Raw genomic sequence first — 19,644 nt, 5'->3', positions numbered from 1 at the left:
TAGTGGACTATCATGTTGCAATTCAAGGAAGCGATCAATCGCCAGGTACGGAGACACAACCGTTCCGCACGATTTCCCGCGCTGCGGCTATAGCGGAGCCGGGAGATATCATAACCGTGCATGCCGGTGTTTACAGGGAATGGGTCAATCCGGCCAATGGAGGGACAAAGGAACAGAGAATTGTATACCAGTCTGCCGGAGATGGGGAAGTGGTTATCACAGGTGCAGAACCTGTGGCTGACTGGAAAGACGAAGGGGACGGTGTCTGGAGGACGGAGGTGCCGAACAGTCTGTTTGTCATCCGCAACCCCTATGAGACTAGGTTGTATGGAGATTGGTTGTTTGATGGTGCGTTCGAGCCGCATCTTGGCGATGTATATCTGGATGGAAAATCCCTATATGAATGTGAAAGCGTTAACAAACTACGCAATCCCCAGGTTTGGCCGCAGGCCAAATATGCGGAGGATTCTTTGCTGCAATGGTACGCGGAAGCAGGCTCAACTACCACCACCATATGGGCGAACTTTGGAGACAAGGACCCCCGCCAGGAGAATGTGGAAATCAATGTGCGTCCATACTGCTTCTGGCCTGAACAGACCGGCCGCAGCTATATTACCGTTAGAGGCTTTACTCTCCGGCAGGCATCCCCCCAATGGGCCCCGCCAACGGCCTTACAAGAAGGGCTTATAGGTCCGCACTGGAGTAAAGGCTGGATTATTGAAAATAACCTGATCAATGAGTCCAAATGTACGGGTATCAGCCTGGGCAAAGAAATAACGACCGGGCAGAACGAATTCTCGAACAATCGCAGCAAAGGCGGAACGCAACGGGAGCAGGAGGTTATTTTTCGTGCACTCGGCAAGGATTGGCATAAAGATCATATCGGAAGCCATATTGTCCGCAACAACGTCATTCATGATTGTGAACAGGCTGGGATCGTTGGACATTTAGGTGCTGCCTTTAGCCGAATCTACCAAAACCGCATTTATAATATTCACCACAAGCGTATCTTCCACGGCGCAGAAGTGGGGGGAATCAAGCTCCATGCCGCACTGGATACCCAGATTTGCGGGAATGTCATCTATAGCTCTTACCGGGCGGTTTGGCTGGATTGGCAGGCGCAAGGCACCCGCATCAGCCGGAATATCTTTTATGACAATCTGTCCGAGGATCTCTTCGTGGAGGTCTGCCATGGTCCATATACGGTGGATCATAACCTGTTCCTATCGCCTATGAACTTCCGCAATATGGCCCAAGGCGGGGCATTTGTACACAATCTGTTTACCGGCAGATTTGTAGTGCGGCCCGAGCTTACCCGCTATACACCCTACCATATGCCACATGAGACAGCAGTTGCCGGTTACAGCAACATTACGGGCGGCGACGACAGATATTACAATAATATCTTTATAGGTGATGGCGATCCTACCAAAGAGGCGTTACCTATGACCTTTTTCGAGCATCTTCCGCTCCCACCAAGGGAGGATATGGATTACGGCGGTGAAGCTGTGATGGACGGGGTACCCGATAACTCCCGCTGTTATCTTCATCCTGCCGGATTGGGCGGCTACAACGATTACCCGAGTAATCATCACAAACGGTGGTGGGAATATTCCAGGGAAGAAATTGCGGCTTATAAGGAATCCGGAAAGCCGTTTCAGCCTGAAAGAATGGCCCTCCCCGTTACGATACAAGGCAATCTGTATTTGAAAGACGCGGTGCCCAGTGTTCATGAGTCAAATGCAAAGGTTTATGACAGCAACGGGATCGAAATCGAAATTGATCCGGATACTTGCAGGGTTCAAGTGCATATTCATAATCCTGGAATCATGCGTGCTGCAGCTCCTGCGGTAGTCACAACTGCTCTTCTTGGCAGAAGCCATCACGCCGAAATGTGCTATGAGGAACCGGATGGATCTTCGTACCGTTTCGACCACGACTTCTTTCATAAGCTGCGCCCGGAAAGAAATGTAACACCAGGACCATTTGAAATATTTCACAACAGTCCGGTAACAATTGATCTGTAAAATAAGAATGTAAATTTTGACAAATCCCATTATAATGAGTTGCAAGCGGTATCCAAGGAGGTGGTTGTATGAGTGAAAGCGATATTAGTGATATTACCCCGATTATAAAATCAACAATGAAAAGGAGATGCTTTTATGAGCTACAACCCCGAAATTCCGAGAAGCCGGTATGACAACTATGGTGACCGTGAATGGACACGTCTTGAAAAGGATGGGCATGGCGAGCTTTTATATCAGGTACATCTTGATATCTTGAAGCGTTATTTAGAGCGAACCGATAAGGTTTTAGAGATTGGTGCGGGTTCAGGAAGATATACCAAGGATCTAGTTTCAATGTGTACGGAATTGACCGTTGCCGATATATCCAGCCATCAGCTGGAGTTCAATAAGGCCAAAATGCGCGAGCTATCCCTGCTCGACAGAATCAAGGCCTACCATGTTCTGGATGTTCTTGATATGAGTGTTTTTGAAGATGCTTCTTTCGATTGCGTGGTCTGTATAGGTGGCGTAATTAATTACCTTCTGGACAAAGAGAAAGCTGGCATACAAGAACTTCTAAGAGTATTGAAACCGGGTGGAATATTGATTGTCGGGTCCATGAGTCTCATTGGCGCTTCGCTGTATTATCTTAATGGCATAAGGTATGAGAAAGACCAGTTCGGAATCAACGCTACAAGGTGGATCTTGGATACAGGGGTTCAAGATGAAGAGCATTATCCGGTGGCAAGCAAGCATTACGTCCATATGATGAGAAGCTCCGAAATGGATGCTTTATTTACGCAGTTTCCTGTAAGCGTTCTGGAGAGAAGCTCCGCTGGTTTATTTACGCAAGCCGGAGATTCGGCCATAGAGAATGCCCGTAACGATCAGGAATTCTGGAAGCTGATTGTCGAACAAGAAATTGCCTTCACCAAATTACAGGGCACGCTTGATTGTGGAATGAACATCATCTATGTGGTGCGCAAGCTGTAATTTCCGCCAGTAGCTATAAGAAGCCAAGACGCTAAGACGCAAGAAGCCGTTAACCGTGGTGCAGCAAAACCACAGTTGACGGCTCTTTTTTATAATGGCACTACGAAGATCATGAAAGAACCACAGGATAACGTTGCAATAATTACGCATACTACAGGTAAAGCCCAAAGAAGGATGATTTTTCTAAATCCATGATAGGGGAGGAGGATGTTGACCAATGAAGCCGCAGACCCGGTTTAGTGAACAATTGGCACAAAATATAGACCTGATTTGTGGCTTCATGGGTGACAGTTCGGATTTTGTTGTCCGTCAAATCTCTATCAGTCATAAGCAGGCCGCTCTGTTTTATTTGGACGGAATGACCGACATGCAGAAGGTGCAGGACAACGTCATCCGGCCGCTGCATGGTCTTGCTTCTTCTGAGGAGATCACTTTACCTTATCTGAAGGATCATGTTCTGGATGTCGGACAGGCAAGCTTCCTTCAGGATTTTGAAGCTGCCCTCGATCAAATCCTCTCAGGGAGCCTGCTCCTCCTGGTGGACGGTAGATGTGATGGACTGGGCATCTCCTTGCCAGGATGGGAAGAACGCAGCATTACGGAATCGAAAGCGCAGCCTGTGGTCAGAGGTCCGCAAGAGTCATTTACGGAGACCTTACGAACGAATACGACCCTGGTTCGCCGCAGAGTAAAGGACCCGAGAGTACGGCTGACTACCCTTAAAGTCGGGGCTAAAACCAAGACCGAGGTATCGGTCATGTACATGAATGAGATCGCCGACCCGGATATGGTTCACAATATGATATCCAGACTAAAGAGCATAGAGGTTGAGGGCGTACTTGAAAGCGAATATCTGGAAGAAAGTCTCCGCACCGAAAAGCAATTTTCGATTTTTCCGACCTATTATAATTCGGATCGTCCAGACTCTATCTCAGCCGGTATTTTGGAGGGGAAGATCGCGATATTCGTGGATGGCTCTCCTTTTGTTCTGCTTGCACCCGCCGTGTTTGTGGATTTCATCCAATCGGCAGAAGATTATTATCAATCCTTTGTTTACAGCAGCATTATTCGGATATTGAGATACATATCCCTGCTGATCTGTATGCTGGCGCCTGCAATATATATTGCTTTAACGACGTTTCATCAGGATATGATTCCGACAGTTCTTTTATTAAGCTTATCCGCTCAACGAGAAGGGGTTCCGTTTCCGGCATTTGTTGAGGCCATGATCATGGAAGTAATCTTTGAAATTCTGCGGGAGGCGGGTCTCCGCATGCCGAGAACGGTGGGCCAGGCGGTTTCCATAGTCGGCTCTATTGTCATTGGACAAGCGGCCGTCGAAGCCAGCATCGTTTCAGCGGTTATGGTCATTGTCGTTGCAATTACGGCCATTTCCAGTTTTGTTATTCCTTCATACACCATGGCACTTCCAATCCGGCTATTGCGTTTCGGATTTATGGGACTGGCCGCTTTGTTTGGAGCGTACGGATTGACACTCGGTATCATCATGCTCCTGATCCATCTGAACAACCTGCATTCCTTTGGCGTACCGTATTTAACGCCTGTGGCGAATTTCAATTCGACGAAGCAAAGAGATGCCATCCTGCGTTTTCCGTTTGAAAGCAAAAAAAGACGCAACAACTGAAGGAGCAGCCGACATGAATACGTACCGATCTTCCATCACATCATTGCTCATATCGATTTTGCTCTTGGCGGTTCTTACCGGGTGCTGGAGCAGCAAGGAAATGAACGAAATGTCTGTCGTCATGGCAATTGGCATCGACACCGTTGGTGATCAATACGAAATTAGTGTACAGGTGGTCGACCCGTCGCATATGTCCCGAAATCGGCCCATGGAACGCTCGCCGACGATCGTCTTTTCCAAACGTGCCGATACCCTGTTTGAAGCGATCCGGAACTTTACAACGGAATCATCCAGAAAGATGTATTTTTCCCATTTGAAGTTTGTGATCTTTGACGAAGAAACTGCGCGAAAAGGTATCAAAGAACCGTTGGATTTTCTATTTCGCGATCATGAAGTAAGACCTGATTTCCATTTGGCTGTTGTCAGGGATAATTCGGCTAAGGACGCCGTCACTTTTGTAACCCCTACCGAGATTTTGCCGGCCATGGACATGTATAAGGCCTTGAAGGTTTCTGAGAAAGCATGGGCTCCAACCTCTGCGGTCAATGTGAAGGATCTGCTTCAGAATTCTAAGAAAGACGGAGTTGAACCCGTTCTGACGGGTATCCGACTGAGAAATCTGGAGAAGGGTCTTACTCTTGAGAATGTAAAAACATCGCCTCAGCATGTTAATTATTTATTTACCGGAATAGGCGTCTTTAAGGGAGACCGGCTTATCGGGTGGATGAACGAATCCGAAAGCAAAGCCTTCACTTATATAACGAACAGCGTTTCAAGCACCGTAGCTGCGATCAACTGCCCGGATTCCAAAGGGAAATTTGTCATTGAAGTGCTTCGTTCCAAAGTAAAAATAGATCCCCGGATCGTGGATCATGAACCGTACATTTCACTTGTTGTGGATACTGAAGCCAATATTGGGGAGGTCGAGTGCAATGCCGACCTGAAGGATGAGAAGGTGTTTAATGATTTTCAAGCTGCAGCCAAAGAGCATCAGGAACAGATCTTGAAGAACGGCGTTCGGAGTGCGCAGCAAATCGGTTCCGATATTTTCGGGTTCGGGGAAGCGTTCCACCGTGAATTCCCCAATGAATGGCATAGATGGAAAGACGATTGGGAAGCGAAATTTAAAGAGCTTGAGGTGGATGTCCAAATCCGTTACCGTCTAAACCGGATGGGAAAAATAACCAGTCCATTTGATCCGGGACAGCATAGTCAGGAGTGAGTGGTATATGCTATACATGATTCTTGCAGGCTCCATTAAAACTTAAACCAGATGAAATGAAGGACGACGTAGAACTATCCGAATATGGCGTGGACTCCATGTTGTCTTCAATGATTGTACAGATTGTGCAAGAACGATTTGGAGAAGAGATAGACTTGGGAATCGTCATAGAATATCCAACGATAAAGGAGCTTTCCGCTTATCTTGCAAGTAGAATCAAACCGCAGGTTATAAATCGACGTGAAGCAGTAGGCTCTATAAGTAGCTTTAACAAACCTAAATTACCGCCAGAGATCATGCCTATAAATACAAAAGGGACGAAGCAAGTTTCATTCTGGATACATGGTGCAACCGGTTACCCCAATATTTTCAACAATTTATCTAAAGCACTAGGTCCTGATTATCCTTTGTACTCCTTCCTGGCCAAAGGAACAGACGGAAAATCAATACCGCGTATGTTTGATGAGATGGTTTTGCACTATTTGGAATGTATCAGACTTGTTCAACCCAAGGGACCCTACTTTTTAGGAGGTCATTCTTTTGGTGGGCTAGTTGCAATGGAGATAGCAAGGAAACTTAAATCTGAGGGGGAAGTCATTCTTCATTTAGTAATGCTTGATACGTATCCTACAACCTCGGAAGTAAATGACCAATTTTATGAGACCTATGATTTTGACTTCTTAAAGTTATATTTAGTCAATTCTTTTTTGAAGGTTGAGCAGAATCCTTCCCTAGTAATCACATCCAAGGATCTGGAAGGTATTCCAAAAAGATTTCAAGTTGCTTATTTAGCTAAACTTGCTAAAGAAAGATCAAATAAGTTGATTGAAACAGATGAAATTTTTAATTTTATTAAAGGAGGACTTCTTGTATCAGACTTTGCAGAGGAGACCTATCTAATACACAAACCAGAGCCTTATGATGCATCTAACGTGACATTTGTTAAGACAACAAAAGGTTTTGTTGGGCCGGATAATAACATGGGATTGCCAGCAGTAGATATTCTGAAAGATTATGATTATTCTCTTTACTGGAAAGAAGTTGTAAATTCAGAATTAGAAATTCTTACGGTAGATAGCGACCATAACGGATTGTTAGATCATCCTGTTCTTCCCTACGTTTCGGAGAAGATTGAGATGCTCCTGGGGGTTACTCATGTACCATTCGATGTAGAAGAATATGGCCGGTTTCAAGTCGCTTTTACAAAACTAACAGAGTACGGGCACTTCTTATTACTTTGCACATTTAAAACATTAGGTATATTTAAATCTGCCGGAGAGAAGTACACAAAGGAGCAACTGCTTGATGAACTAAAAGTAATTCCAGAGTACCACCGTTTGTTCGATGCACTGATTGAGATGATGGTTCAGAAAAAATGGTTAGAGATTCAAGGGGAGGTAATTGTGTCTACAAGGACTCTTCAAAGTAAGGTGTTTAACAAAAAGGTAAATGAAATTGGACAGATGAAAACCATTCTTGAGGAAGAGTATTCTGAAATAAAATCCTACATCCCTTTACTTGAAGTTTGCTCTGCTGCGTATGCTGATGTGCTTTCGGGAAGAGTCGATCATATGAATGTGCTTTTTCCCAACGGGTCGATGCAGTATGTAGCAAATGTTTACAAAGGGAACATACAAACAGACTACTACAATCACTTGTTGGCTCAATTATTACATGACTCTATACGAAAACGGCTTAATAAATACCCTCACACTCATATTCAAATCTTAGAAGTTGGAGCTGGAACAGGAGGAGCCAGTGCCTTTATTTTTGACTCTATTAAAGAATTCGCATCTCAAATTCGTTATGTGTACAGCGATGTCTCTTCAGCTTTTGTTCAGTACGGCAGAAAGGAATACGGCAGCAGCTATCCATTCGTTGACTACAAAGTTTTAAATGTAGAAAGAGATCCGGAATTACAAGGTTATGAGCCTCATAGTTTTGATTTTGTTGTCTGCAGTAATGTACTTCATACCACTAGTGTTATGGGTAACACATTGCAACATATTCATAGCCTATTGAAGGATTCAGGTGAAGTGCTTATTAATGAATTAACCCAAGTCATTGATTACAATACTTTGACTTTTGGATTAACAAGCGGATGGTGGCTTTATACGGATGAACATAAGCGAATCAAGCATTCACCCTTACTCAGTACTGAATTATGGAAAGCGGAGTTGAAAAACATAGGTTTTCACAGTGTTCAAATCTCCGGAACGCCAGATACAAGTGAGAATGAATTGCCGCAAAGTATTATTGTTGGGAAAAATTGCAGGAAATAGACCTGGATTGAAGACCTCCTGAAGCATTAGGGGGTCTTTGTTATTTATATATACAAAAACTAAAATTGGAATAAATAGGTTGACTTCGAAGGGAAGAGGAGTTAAAATATTTGTGACTAAAAATATAATTTCGGTCATACATTCATTTAAAGGGTGAGCTTATGCCAAAAGGCTTTACAGAAAAGGAACGCTTAATTATTCGGGAAAAATTACTGAAGCAAGGCGAGAGCATGTTCATTATTTTCGGATTAAAAAAGGCAAACATCGAAAGATTGACTCGTGCTGTCGGTATTTCAAAAGGGGCATTTTATTTATTCTTTAGTTCAAAAGAAGAGTTGTATTTGGAGATTCTGGAAAGGTTCCAAAAGGAATTCCGTGAGCAGTTACTCTCTATCTCATTTGAAAATGCAGAAGAACCCCAACAGATATTGATGGCATTTTTCTTGGACGCAATCAGATTAATGGAAAACAATCCGGTTATGAAGAACTTCCGGAAAGAGGATCTGGAGTATTTATTTCTCAAACTCCCCCCTGAGACGGTTAAGGCTCACTTATTGGAGGATAATTCGTTTATTTACGAATTTATTAATCAAAACAAGCAATATTTTAATGATCTTAATCCTAAAGCAATAGCTGGATTATTCCAAGCGATTTTCTTAATTAATTTGCACAAAGAAGATTTTGAGGAAAGTACTTATACCCCTATGTTGGAATTATTATTGGAGACTGTTTCAAATCGACTGATCAAATAACACTTTAGTCGGAGGAGATCAAATGTATATTCAATTAAACCAGGTGCAAAAAACGTATGAATCAGGTGGAATACCTTTCAAGGCCCTTAATGATGTTTCTTTAACCATTAAAGAAGGTCAAATTGCAGTTATCCTTGGACCCTCAGGTTCTGGCAAATCCACTTTATTGAATGTCTTAGGTGGTATAGACCGTATTAATTCCGGTGAAATTATGGTTGGTCAAACGGACATAAACAAACTAACGGATAATCAGCTTACAGTATATAGAAGAGATAAAGTTGGATTTATATTTCAGTTTTATAATCTAATGCCTAATTTAACATCATATGAGAATATAGAAGTTGCATCGAATATTAGTAAAAATTCTTTAAATACAGATGATGTTCTTGAAGCAGTAGGTATGAAAGATATGAAAAAACGTTTCCCCCGTGAATTAAGCGGAGGACAGCAACAAAGGATTTCAATTGCTAGAGCGCTGGTTAAGAATCCAAAATTGCTGTTGTGTGATGAACCAACGGGAGCTTTAGATTTCGCTACCTCACAAGAAATTATTAAATTACTCATTGAAGTAAATCAAAAGTTTAATACCACTATCCTCATTATTACCCATAACGAAGCCATAGCAGGGATTGCACACCGGGTTATTCGATTGCGAAGTGGTGAAATTATCGAAGACAGGTCTAAAAGTGAAGAGGAAATTCTTCCTGTAGAGAGGATTGAATGGTAATGGTCATAAAACGTAAAATTATTAGAACGATTCGGGAGAATAAATCCCGTTTTCTAGGTTCTTTTTTATTGATCACTATCAGTTGTATGCTTTTTGTCGGGTTTAATCTTGCGAGCGGGAGCTTGAGAACAAGTGTGGATTCATTTCTGGAACAGCATACCATTGATGACGCAAGCTTCTATGTTCAAAAACCCATAGAGAATGTCGCTGCGCTGGAGGAAGAATTCAATGTAACAATTGAAACAAGAAAATCTTATGACCTTGCTTATAATAGTAATTCGATATTGAGAATCTTTAATGAAACATCAAAAATAGATACATATTCGATTTTAGAAGGGGGACCAATAGAGCGATTAAACGATATTGTGATCGATCCATCCTATGCGAAACAGCATAGTCTGAAGATAGGTGAGAATACAACCATTAATGGAAAGCAATATCGCATTGCCGGTTTTATAACATTACCGGATTTTATGTACTTGGTAAAAGAGGATCAAGACATTCTTGTTAATCCCGAGACCTTTGGAATAGCAGTTATTTCGAACGAAGCCATGAAAGACTTTCCTGATAGTTCAACCTTCTATAGTTTAATTGCTCATGATGGCAATATAAAAGCCGTAAAGAATGAAATCAATAAATTATCAACCATCATTAAATGGGTTGATCAAACTGATAATATGCGATTGACTCATGTGAATGAAAACATAAAAAGTTTTATTATAGTCGGGAAAATCCTTCCGGTTATCATTCTGATTCTTACTTGTGCACTTCTAGCAATAATAATGTGGAGACTATTAAGAACAGAATATGTTCAAATCGGTACTTTATATGCATTGGGTTACAAAAAATCAGAAATCATAAAACACTATCTGAGTTACCCGTTTGTACTCTCAATATCAGGAGGTCTCCTGGGTACTTCTCTCGGTATTTTCTTGGCAAAACCTCTCTCAGCGTTACTTTTGTTTAAATATAATTTGCCCCACATAGACATTGAATTAGATTATGTTTATTTATGTATTAGTCTAGTCCTTCCTTTACTATTTTTAATCCCAACCACATTTTTGGTTGTTAAGATGGCTTTGCGACTTTCCCCGGTAACATTACTTAGAGGGGGAGCCAATAAAACGAAAATAAATTTCTTGGAAAAAAAATTAAATATGGACTTTTTTAGCTTTAATACTAAATTTAAGATTCGTGGAATTCTCAGAAATATCACCAGGACTTTTATTCTGATGATAAGCATCACATTTGCTTCTTTATTACTACTTTTTGGTTTTACAACAAATGACTCTATGGATTATATGATTTACGACAATTACACAAATACTCTCAAATATAATTACAGCTATATTTTTAATTCATTGCAACAAGATCGTCCCAAAGATACGGAAATTTTATCCTTTGCTCCATTCGAAGCTAAGCATAACAAGGAGAACTATAATTTCATATTGTATGGGGTTGAAAAAGACTCCAAGTTGCTTTCCTTAAGAGATGCAGACGGAAATGAATTAAGCAAAGATAGTGTAATTATGACATCTTCTTTGGCCAAAAAACTTGATATACAGGAAAGTGAAAGTGTGACTCTGATAAATAAGCTAAACGACTTAACATTTAAAATAAATATCGATCACATCAGCCCGGTCTATACGGGAGACATTATCTACATTCCTTTGTCTATGTTCAATTCGTTGAATAATTATCCCAAGAACAGCTTTATGGAAGTGATTTCTAATGAAAAATTAGAAACTGATAAAACTAATATATTGTCCTTCAATGATAAAAGTGAGCAAATCGAAGGGTACCAGACTTTCGTCAAACCTATACGATACATGGTTGGCGTTGTTGCCTTAATTTCTTTTGTTATTGGCCTGATTATTATTTATGTTATAACCACCATGATAATTGAAGAGAACAAAGCTTCCATATCACTGCTCAAAATTTTAGGATACAGTAAACAGAAAGTAAGCGCATTGATATTAAATAGTAACATTTTTGTGGTGATTATAGGATATTGTATATCCATTCCGCTTATTAATCAGCTGATGGATCTATTTTTTAAAGCAGCTTTTCCTAGTATGGCTATTCCAACAAAGCTTGAATTTAAGAATATAGTGATTGGTTTCTTAATTATTTTGGTTACTTACGAGGTGTCGAAGTATTTAAGCAAGAAGAAAGTTATGGAAATATCTATGGCGGATAGTTTAAAGAGCAGAGTGGAGTGAATGATCAAAGTGAAAGCCGGAACCAGGCGGATGACCTAGTTACCGGCTTTTTATTTACCCTTATTTCTCTATTTTCTTCCAAAAAACTTTAAACATCTGCCGTAAGAGCAGGAGATGAAAAAGTAGGCCCACAATAAAGAGAATCATTATTTTAGAAGCAGATTGATTATCGGCAATGCCTTCAAGATATAGCTTGGCTGGCCAATACGTTGGAAACACTCCGGCTAGTAATTGCCAGGGTTCAGGAACAAAATATGCGAAAATCGCTCCCAGGAGAGTCAATCCAATAATTTTGGAAAAGGCAAGGCCTTCTACTTTATTGGCAGCGAATGTAGCCAAGAACATCGCAAGGATAGGTGTCTCTAATACGAGTAAAAGAAGGACTCCAATATTCACAGGTTCATATTGCGAAACACCGCTGAATAGTAAAAAAACAGCTGTCATTATTATGCTGATAAAGGTCGGGAGGATCAGCCGGAAAGCAAGATAACCATTTTTCATCAATGGGGTTACTGCATAGATTCCAATCAAATGTTCGTCACGCTCATCCAGGATTAATAAACCCGCTGCTATCCCTGCTAATTGAGGAACAAGCAGCATCAGAAAAACAGTAATAAAACTAGAGTAGGAAAGGAGGGAGAAGGATGAGATTGAAGCTATCCACTCTGATAATGGCCTGAAGCCATACCTTACAATAAGAGTGAGTAGAAGCGGACCAAAAGTAATAAGCAGAAGCATCGGATCTTTTAGTGCATTTTGGAAATCTTGCCGGAGCATAGTTTTATACCTAAACATGTTTTTCATCTCCGTCCTGTGTTCTCACGGACCTTTGTAGTAAGGAATAGACCCACCAGACTGCTAGACCGATCCAAATCAACAATATGCATACTGCATACAAGAAATCTGATATTGTCAGAGGATGAGAGGTACCTTCCAGTAGCATTAGCGTCCCTTGAACCGGCAGGACAGCAAACAAAGAGGTTGTAAACAAATTCAAGTAATCCAGAACAGGTAAAATAAAAATAAGGGAATACAATTGAGACAATAGTAAGAAACTGTTGATCGAACGGCTTCTTATGGCTGCAGCTAAGCCGATCAAAGTGAAGAAAGACGAGGTCAAAACAATAGCAAGAACGAACTGCACCAGAGACACTGGCCATCCTGTTGAAGACAGATGAATAGCAAAAGCGACAGTAAGAGATAAGCAGCTTAAAGAGAAGCATTTGGCTAGAATGTACTCCAGTGTTTTAACAGGTGTAACAAAAAGGTTTTCAAAAACGCCTTGATCTCTTTCCAACAGCAGTATTCCTCCAGCCAGTATTAAACCAAGAGCGCTTGGGTCTGAAAAAGTAAGCAGCAACAATGTGTTGTCCAAGTAGGCCTCGGGAACGATGCTGAGCCCCCCAATATAAACCATGCATACAAGGAAATATACAAAATATAGCCCATGCTTCCATTGGAAGCGAAGATCAAAAAGGAATAGTTTCCATAGTCTCATACTAAACTTTCCCCCGTAACATCCATAAAAATCTGATCCAAGGTGGCCTCTAAGGAATGAATGGTGACAATAGGATGAGAGCGAATAATCGAGAGGAATTCAGTGTTATCTCCAATATCAGTTAAAGGGAATTCAGATGTTTTCTTTCCTTCTTGCATCTGATATTCGATTCTGACTTTACGTTGCCCTCTTCGAAGCATCAAATTTTTGGGGGAATCAATTATCTTGATTACACCGTTCACTACAAAAGCAACTCTATCGCATAATTGCTCGGCTGCCTGCATGTTATGAGTGGTTAGAATAATTGTCGTCCCAGCGTTTTTACGCTGTTTAATAAGCTTTTTAAGCATATCGGCATTAACAGGATCCAGCCCGGAGGTCGGTTCATCCAGAAATAGTACATCCGGATTATTCTGCACAGCACGGCAATAATTCAATCTCATCTTCATTCCTTTTGAAAAGTCTGCAACTTTCATATGTGCAGCTTCAATCAAACCTACTTGCTGGAGTAAATCCATTGGATCTGAACATCGCTTACGGTAAAGTGACCCGAAATGTCTTAGATTTTCTAGAGCAGTAAAACGGTTATAAAAGTTCGGGAATTCAAATGCAACGCCGACGCGTTCAAAATATTCCGAACCCACCGATTTCACTTCTTGATCTAATACGACAGCGGACCCGCTATATTGTTTTAGCTTGCCAATTAATATATTTTGTGTCGTGCTTTTGCCCGCGCCTGATGGCCCTAAAAAACCGAATACTTCACCCTGCTGGATGTCGAAATTCAGTCCATTCAAAACAGGGCTGTCTTGACCCGGATAAGTGTAATTTAGTTCCTGGACTTTAATCATTACGCTAATGCTCCTCTCTGGTAAATAAACCTTCAGCTATTGTAGATATAAACATCTCAAGTGTATCATCATATACTGTCTCACCGATTTCCCGTCGATGTAGAGAGAGTAATAAGAGTGAACGAATCATACTAACTATAAGCGTAGGAGAGCTTTTCTTAAGCATTCCCTCTGCTTGCCATTTTTGTATAAATGGATAGAGTAAATCCTGATCCTGGTTGTAGTTATGTTCTAACCGCTCGGGAGGTACTTTTCGAATTAAGGCTTCAAATTGTTCAGTCAGTAAGATTTGACGGATAATTGGATTTTCTGACATGAGCTTGAAAGACTCCAATAAAAATAACTTAAAGGACTCTTTATTTAGAGGTCTAGCTGCGGCATTCTCAAAAAGACTGGTCTTTATTTGACTTTCTTCAACTTCCAGAAGCTCGAAAAAGATTTCTTCTTTTGATTGATAAAAGGCATAGAAAGTCCCTGCTGCAATGCCTGCACCCTTTGTTAAGTCCTCCACACTAGTTTTCTTAATTCCATATCGGGTAAAGAGACTTCTCGCAGATTCAAGTAGCTTTTGTTTTATGTGAGCTTTTTCAACTTCACTGAATTTTTTTGGCATTTGCTTTATCCTTTCTCTATGAATTTATGAATAATATTATATTTTATTCATATTAATTATACAATCTATTACTTTTAGGTTTTTTGTTGCAATTAATAGGAGGATTTTGTATCCCATTGTCGAATAACTAATAAAACGATATAAAATTGAGGTGTTTAATATGAGTGATAATAACGTAGATATGAACAAAAGCGAAACTGAAAATATTATCATTGAGAACTCTAATTGTATATGTAAAAAAGATAATATAGATTTCGAGGTTATCTATACTGATTGTTCAAAACTTAATAGCTATAAGCTAGATTTGTTATACGAAAATGACCAATTACACTTGGTATCACTTGAATATACTTATAAAGAAATTGAAGGATCCTTTTTCATGGAAAATTATTCTATAATAATGAAATCAATGTTTATTGAGGACTATATCAATTATGATGTGGGTTTCTATAGAAGATCATTGGGAGATAAATACGCTGTGGATGGCTATTATTTATCACAGAGAATTCTTGAAGCTTATTTCAATAGATTTTTCACGTAACAAAATAGAAGTAATTCGCCCTCGACTTTTCCCTAAGTTTTTGTGCTCTACAAATACAAGCAAAGAATTCTATTTTGGGTTTAATAATCCCCAATACAATTATTTGAAATGTTATTATAAATTATCACTCCTGTATAACCAACAAGATAAGAAATGAAGGTCCAGCCAATATTCCAACCATTTCCATACCTTACGATTCCCACTGAAAAAGCGGCATATTCCATCAATGTGGTAAAAACACTGTACATGAATAAAGTATAGAAAGTAGAGTGCTTCTTTGAGTTCAAGCTATTAATCATAAAGCATCCCAATACCGGATAGATTCCGAAATCAAAAGGAAGGGCAGCGATGTTATATGGTTTTACACTCCAAAACTTATAGTGAAACCCAATAATATTCATCAACATCGCAATACTAATCACAATAGGTACATACAGAACGAAAAGTGAAGTCATCCTTCTCAGATAATGAATGCATATTAACCAAGGGATTATAAATACAGCCACTATGTAAAAGTATACGTTTAAGATTTCAAACACTCCTTGTAATATTGAACATTAAGATAACTTGTTATAATTATCTCCGTATTCATCATCTGCATTCATTATGGGAGGAAAGCAAGGGCGACAACGCTTATCTAGTCATATTTACTATGTATAATCAAAGTAGGACATAATATTGCGATCTTCATGGCTATGCCATGCCTTAGATACTGCAGACTGAAGTGTACGGCTATCGACCCGATGGGATATCGGGGAACCAAAGTAAGGTTCAAATGATCCATCAATTGCTCATAAGCTTTACAGGTAGTATCTAATGAGCTTCCAAACTCTTTGCTTGTTCGGCCATAACTAGGCCGCGATGGTGTAATAATGGAATATCCGTTCTCCAGGAGAATTTTATAGCCAAAATCCTCCTGGCAGTTGGAATGTCCACCATGAAGAATGAACACAGGTTCACCTCTTCCCGCAACTGTATACTCAATAACCGCTCAAGTTTCCAGTTTTAAGGTTCGGGTAATTCTTGACATATTCCATTCCCCCAGCGTGCCAAATAGGTTAGATAGGCAAATCTTTTTTATTAACCCAAAGAATTCCCACAGTATACAGCACAGTTGCCAGTCCCGCAAATACTGCCATCCCTAGATAAGCAAAACTATCACCGGCGAATAATCGTTCTGGGTTGAATAAGGCGAATAAAGAGAAATATCCGAGCCATTCCAGCCCTTCCCCGGAAGCACCAAGCATTTGCAGCAATACAAACATGATCGGGAGTCCTGCCCCCAGTCCGAGGCTGTATCTGGATTCGTTGGCTAGGCAGGAGGCCAGGAAGCAGATTCCATTAATCGTGTAATACATCAGGAGTGCATAAATATTTAATAGTATAAATTGCTTGGTGTCCATCAATCCGGGAAACATGAAAGAAGAGGTGATCAGTGTCAGGGCAGTGATCCAGCAGAAGATTGCGGTTACAGAGGTCAGACTAAATACAGCCTGAGTCACAGCGATCCGAATTCTGGAGTTGGAAGTTGACAACAGGTAGGCCATACTACCTTTATCTACATGTACGGCTATAAGCCGGTGATTAATAACAATGGACAAGATCATAGGAAATAAATAAAGAAGGATACTGTATAACGTCCCTGACAGAAAAGTGAGCAGGGTTGTGTAGGAAAACAAGAACATAGTCCCATTAGAACCCGCGCCTGGCGTGGGTTTTCTGTTTTAAGGGATCAAGTTCTTGTCCTTTGCTCAGGACAAGAACTTGATCCCATTGCCGATAGTGGACAAGAACATGGTACTATTGCCAATTTGATAAATATCAAATAACACTTGTCTCAAAAGAAAATATAGACTGATGGTTTAGCCATTGTATCGTAGCTGCTAATTTCAAAACCCCTTCCTTTGTATCCTTGCTGTGTTGCCATAGAAGAAATTTGTACTGTATCAAAGTAATCTCTTTTTTTAATTTCTCCTACAAATATAAAATCATGTGAAGGATAGTCATTAGAACCTTTTCTAGGTTTAAAGTGAAAACTGTCGAAAATATATCGAAACGGCATATTGTAAAAAAAATGAGGGGAGAACTCCTTGCGACTCAGTAGATTGAAATGTGCTCTAATCATAATTTGTTATTTGGCATCAAATCAAACAGCATATGCTAAAACGAATGCAGACTAATATAGATTCATACTTACCTTGTTAACGCCCGAAATACAAAAGCAATTAGACATTTATTACAAAGATAAACTGAATGAAAAGCTGTGTTTGACCCATTGCTTGATCCATTGAACGTATTGGTTAGGTATAAAGATTCCCATATCATTGCGAATGTAAAAGTTTTTATACTGTATCATAGCACGGCAACCTTTAAGTAAGTATAGCCTTACTTTTTTAAAACACTTCCTCCGAAAAGAAAGCGCTTTTCCCATTGAGTACCCTCAATCGTATCGATTCGAACTCCACCCGATTTTTTTGAGTAGGTTTGTAGGATTTTTCCGTTTCCCAAATAGATTCCATTATGAGTAATTCGTGATGTATTTCTATTAATTCCTTGATAATCTGAAGCTTTATTTCCACGGTAAGACATAAAGAACATAATATCTCCAGGCTTTAGGCTTTTCCAATTTGTTGTATAAGACCCTTTGCTCTTGATGTAGGCACCTTGAGTTCTCGAATTAGAGGGTAAAGTGATTCCTGCCCCTTCAAGATAGGCTTGTCTAACGAAATCAGAGCAATCAAAGGTTCTAGTATTACTTCTACTGGACCCAAATTCATACGGGGTACCTAAGTATGTCATTCCTTTGGAGATGATACTATTCCTTACAGTACTTATTGACTCTTGCGATTGCGAAATATAACTAGCTGCGGATGACGTCGTTGATTGCACACCGAATATACTGATTGCCAGAGAGGTAGAAAGCAATAAAATGGAAAAATTCTTTTTCATGATAGACTTCCCTTCGTTTGTTTTTTGTGAAACTGACGTCATCCTATCACAGGATTCAAAGACTTGTTTAGGCGTAATATTTGGAATGTTAATTAAGATGTTTTCCCACAAAAAGCACATACTTAACACATAAATGATAGTTAAAATTAAAAACACTTAGAGAAATGGCATGTACCTTTAGCTATATTTTTAGGGAAGTCTTAACAAGTAAACTTCATGGAGATGAACAATATGAGAAAAAAGTGGATGAATGTCCTCACCGTAGCCATTTTAAGTGTTAGCATTACTGCCTGTGGATCGGCGCAAAAGAATAATTCAGATCCGACTCCATCTGCAACTACTGCAACAAATGCTGAACCTACTACCGGTACCTCGAATTCCCAAAATAGCTCACCAGTGATTTTATATACTGCTGATGAAGGTGGTAGTATTACTAAAATTGATGCAACCACATACAAAGTCATTAAGTCGATCGATATTGACGGTTCGGTTCATAACGTACAAATTTCACCCGATGGGAAAACGGTAGGAGTTACAGTGGTTCCTACTATGGGGGAGATGGAAGAGGGAGCAGGGAACGAGCAAAGTGAACATGAAATGAATGGGTATGCTTATTTTTTTAGCACATCATCAGACGAACAAATTCAAAAAGTTGAGGTCGGGACTCATCCGGCTCATATTGTATTCACAAATGATGGGAAGTATGTATTGGTTACGAATAATGAAGGAAACGATGTATCTGTAATTGATGCCAAGTCCTTAAAAATAGTAAATTCCATTCCAACCGGAACGGGACCGCATGGATTTAGAATATCCGCAGACAGCAAATATGCCTATATAGCAAATATGGCCGAAGACACGGTAAGTGTGTTGGACTTGGATGCTATGAATGAAAAACAAAAAATCAGTGTAGGTAATACACCTGTAACGACGGGAATCACGAGTGATGGAAAAATCCTTGTCGTTCCATTAAACGCAGAAAATGCAGCCGCTGTAGTAGATTTGGATTCTTCTAACATTACAAAAGTGCCTGTCGGTAATGGCCCTGCTCAGGTATACATTTCTGCTGATAATAAATATGCCGTAATAGCGAACCAAGGTACAGAAGAAAATCCGTCACATAGCATTTCAAAAATTGATCTCGTGACAAAACAAGTAACAGCAACGACTGAGACAGGCACAGGGGCGCATGGTGTAGTCATCAACCCGGATGGCAGCAAGATCTTTGTGACGAATATGTTCGATAACACCGTAACAGTGATCGATAATGAAACAAATCAAGTGATTACAACAATCAACGTAGGCGCGACTCCGAATGGTATCAGTATTACTCCATAACGAGG

Annotated in this window: 17 protein-coding genes; 11 read left to right on the top strand and 6 right to left on the bottom strand. The window is 40.2% G+C overall.

The window, feature by feature from the left end:
• Positions 1-2 precede the first annotated feature (2 nt).
• The 8 genes from F1379_RS16855 (at position 3) to F1379_RS16820 (ending at position 11,849) form a co-directional block, all read left to right on the top strand.
• Entirely contained in the window at positions 3-2,027 is a 2,025-nt protein-coding gene (locus F1379_RS16855) for a right-handed parallel beta-helix repeat-containing protein (protein ID WP_162551191.1), read from the top strand.
• 135 nt (positions 2,028-2,162) lie between these two features.
• Complete coding sequence (locus F1379_RS16850) at positions 2,163-2,999, top strand: class I SAM-dependent methyltransferase (protein WP_150271853.1); 837 nt, start codon at positions 2,163-2,165, stop codon at positions 2,997-2,999.
• A gap of 217 nt (positions 3,000-3,216) precedes the next feature.
• Complete coding sequence (locus F1379_RS16845) at positions 3,217-4,644, top strand: spore germination protein (RefSeq protein ID WP_150271851.1); 1,428 nt, start codon at positions 3,217-3,219, stop codon at positions 4,642-4,644.
• A gap of 13 nt (positions 4,645-4,657) precedes the next feature.
• Positions 4,658-5,866: a Ger(x)C family spore germination protein gene (locus tag F1379_RS16840; protein WP_150271848.1), complete on the top strand. Its 1,209-nt coding sequence runs from the start codon at positions 4,658-4,660 to the stop codon at positions 5,864-5,866.
• 23 nt (positions 5,867-5,889) lie between these two features.
• Positions 5,890-8,148, top strand: a complete 2,259-nt coding sequence (locus tag F1379_RS16835; protein ID WP_275262526.1) for a thioesterase domain-containing protein — start codon at positions 5,890-5,892, stop codon at positions 8,146-8,148.
• A 161-nt stretch (positions 8,149-8,309) separates the two neighbouring features.
• Positions 8,310-8,900 (top strand): TetR/AcrR family transcriptional regulator, encoded by a 591-nt coding sequence (locus F1379_RS16830; RefSeq protein WP_150271844.1) that lies wholly within the window; start codon positions 8,310-8,312, stop codon positions 8,898-8,900.
• 22 nt (positions 8,901-8,922) lie between these two features.
• Positions 8,923-9,627 (top strand): ABC transporter ATP-binding protein, encoded by a 705-nt coding sequence (locus F1379_RS16825; protein WP_150271842.1) that lies wholly within the window; start codon positions 8,923-8,925, stop codon positions 9,625-9,627.
• 134 nt (positions 9,628-9,761) lie between these two features.
• On the top strand, positions 9,762-11,849 hold the full coding sequence (locus F1379_RS16820) for an ABC transporter permease (RefSeq protein ID WP_162551190.1): 2,088 nt from the start codon (positions 9,762-9,764) through the stop codon (positions 11,847-11,849).
• 60 nt (positions 11,850-11,909) lie between these two features.
• Here F1379_RS16820 and F1379_RS16815 read toward each other — a convergent pair whose 3' ends face one another.
• The 4 genes from F1379_RS16815 to F1379_RS16800 are packed head-to-tail and all read right to left on the bottom strand — an operon-like array spanning position 11,910 to position 14,811.
• Positions 11,910-12,644, bottom strand: a complete 735-nt coding sequence (locus tag F1379_RS16815; RefSeq protein ID WP_150271837.1) for a hypothetical protein — start codon at positions 12,642-12,644, stop codon at positions 11,910-11,912.
• Entirely contained in the window at positions 12,637-13,347 is a 711-nt protein-coding gene (locus tag F1379_RS16810) for a fluoroquinolone export ABC transporter permease subunit (RefSeq protein ID WP_150271835.1), read from the bottom strand. Before F1379_RS16810 ends, F1379_RS16815 begins: the two co-directional genes overlap by 8 nt.
• Entirely contained in the window at positions 13,344-14,198 is an 855-nt protein-coding gene (locus tag F1379_RS16805) for an ABC transporter ATP-binding protein (protein ID WP_150271833.1), read from the bottom strand. The genes F1379_RS16810 and F1379_RS16805 overlap by 4 nt, the downstream gene beginning before the upstream one ends.
• A 4-nt stretch (positions 14,199-14,202) precedes the next feature.
• Complete coding sequence (locus F1379_RS16800; protein ID WP_150271830.1) at positions 14,203-14,811, bottom strand: TetR/AcrR family transcriptional regulator; 609 nt, start codon at positions 14,809-14,811, stop codon at positions 14,203-14,205.
• A 160-nt stretch (positions 14,812-14,971) separates the two neighbouring features.
• On the opposite strand from F1379_RS16800, the gene F1379_RS16795 reads away from it, so the two are divergent.
• Positions 14,972-15,352: a hypothetical protein gene (locus tag F1379_RS16795; RefSeq protein WP_150271827.1), complete on the top strand. Its 381-nt coding sequence runs from the start codon at positions 14,972-14,974 to the stop codon at positions 15,350-15,352.
• Between the two features lie 1,058 nt (positions 15,353-16,410).
• Here F1379_RS16795 and F1379_RS16790 read toward each other — a convergent pair.
• Positions 16,411-16,899 (bottom strand): hypothetical protein, encoded by a 489-nt coding sequence (locus tag F1379_RS16790; protein ID WP_150271825.1) that lies wholly within the window; start codon positions 16,897-16,899, stop codon positions 16,411-16,413.
• A 651-nt stretch (positions 16,900-17,550) separates the two neighbouring features.
• Between F1379_RS16790 and F1379_RS30700 the strand changes: the two genes are divergently transcribed.
• On the top strand, positions 17,551-17,643 hold the full coding sequence (locus F1379_RS30700) for a hypothetical protein (protein ID WP_162551189.1): 93 nt from the start codon (positions 17,551-17,553) through the stop codon (positions 17,641-17,643).
• Between the two features lie 94 nt (positions 17,644-17,737).
• On the opposite strand, the gene F1379_RS16780 is transcribed toward F1379_RS30700, so the two are convergent.
• Complete coding sequence (locus F1379_RS16780) at positions 17,738-18,301, bottom strand: C40 family peptidase (RefSeq protein WP_239004705.1); 564 nt, start codon at positions 18,299-18,301, stop codon at positions 17,738-17,740.
• A gap of 231 nt (positions 18,302-18,532) precedes the next feature.
• Here F1379_RS16780 and F1379_RS16775 point away from each other — a divergent pair, with 231 nt between their 5' ends.
• Positions 18,533-19,639 (top strand): YncE family protein, encoded by a 1,107-nt coding sequence (locus tag F1379_RS16775; RefSeq protein WP_150271821.1) that lies wholly within the window; start codon positions 18,533-18,535, stop codon positions 19,637-19,639.
• The last annotated feature ends 5 nt before the right edge of the window (positions 19,640-19,644 follow it).

It is taken from the genome of Paenibacillus tepidiphilus (assembly GCF_008635795.1).
Taxonomy (GTDB): Bacteria; Bacillota; Bacilli; order Paenibacillales; family Paenibacillaceae; genus Paenibacillus_AQ; species Paenibacillus_AQ tepidiphilus.
Note: the sequence above shows the minus strand (reverse complement) of the source record. Positions and strands in the feature narration are given on the sequence as shown.

Excerpts from the sequence above, each read along its gene's own strand:
- F1379_RS16850 (WP_150271853.1), top strand. The coding sequence starts at position 2,163 with ATGAGCTACAACCCCGAAATTCCGAGAAGCCGGTATGACAACTATGGT.
- F1379_RS16830 (WP_150271844.1), top strand. The coding sequence starts at position 8,310 with ATGCCAAAAGGCTTTACAGAAAAGGAACGCTTAATTATTCGGGAAAAA.
- F1379_RS16795 (WP_150271827.1), top strand. The coding sequence starts at position 14,972 with ATGAGTGATAATAACGTAGATATGAACAAAAGCGAAACTGAAAATATT.
- F1379_RS16805 (WP_150271833.1), bottom strand. The coding sequence starts at position 14,198 with ATGATTAAAGTCCAGGAACTAAATTACACTTATCCGGGTCAAGACAGC.
- F1379_RS16825 (WP_150271842.1), top strand. The coding sequence starts at position 8,923 with ATGTATATTCAATTAAACCAGGTGCAAAAAACGTATGAATCAGGTGGA.
- F1379_RS16810 (WP_150271835.1), bottom strand. The coding sequence starts at position 13,347 with ATGAGACTATGGAAACTATTCCTTTTTGATCTTCGCTTCCAATGGAAG.
- F1379_RS16775 (WP_150271821.1), top strand. The coding sequence starts at position 18,533 with ATGAGAAAAAAGTGGATGAATGTCCTCACCGTAGCCATTTTAAGTGTT.
- F1379_RS16840 (WP_150271848.1), top strand. The coding sequence starts at position 4,658 with ATGAATACGTACCGATCTTCCATCACATCATTGCTCATATCGATTTTG.
- F1379_RS16815 (WP_150271837.1), bottom strand. The coding sequence starts at position 12,644 with ATGTTTAGGTATAAAACTATGCTCCGGCAAGATTTCCAAAATGCACTA.
- F1379_RS16780 (WP_239004705.1), bottom strand. The coding sequence starts at position 18,301 with ATGAAAAAGAATTTTTCCATTTTATTGCTTTCTACCTCTCTGGCAATC.
- F1379_RS16845 (WP_150271851.1), top strand. The coding sequence starts at position 3,217 with ATGAAGCCGCAGACCCGGTTTAGTGAACAATTGGCACAAAATATAGAC.
- F1379_RS16790 (WP_150271825.1), bottom strand. The coding sequence starts at position 16,899 with ATGGCCTACCTGTTGTCAACTTCCAACTCCAGAATTCGGATCGCTGTG.
- F1379_RS16800 (WP_150271830.1), bottom strand. The coding sequence starts at position 14,811 with ATGCCAAAAAAATTCAGTGAAGTTGAAAAAGCTCACATAAAACAAAAG.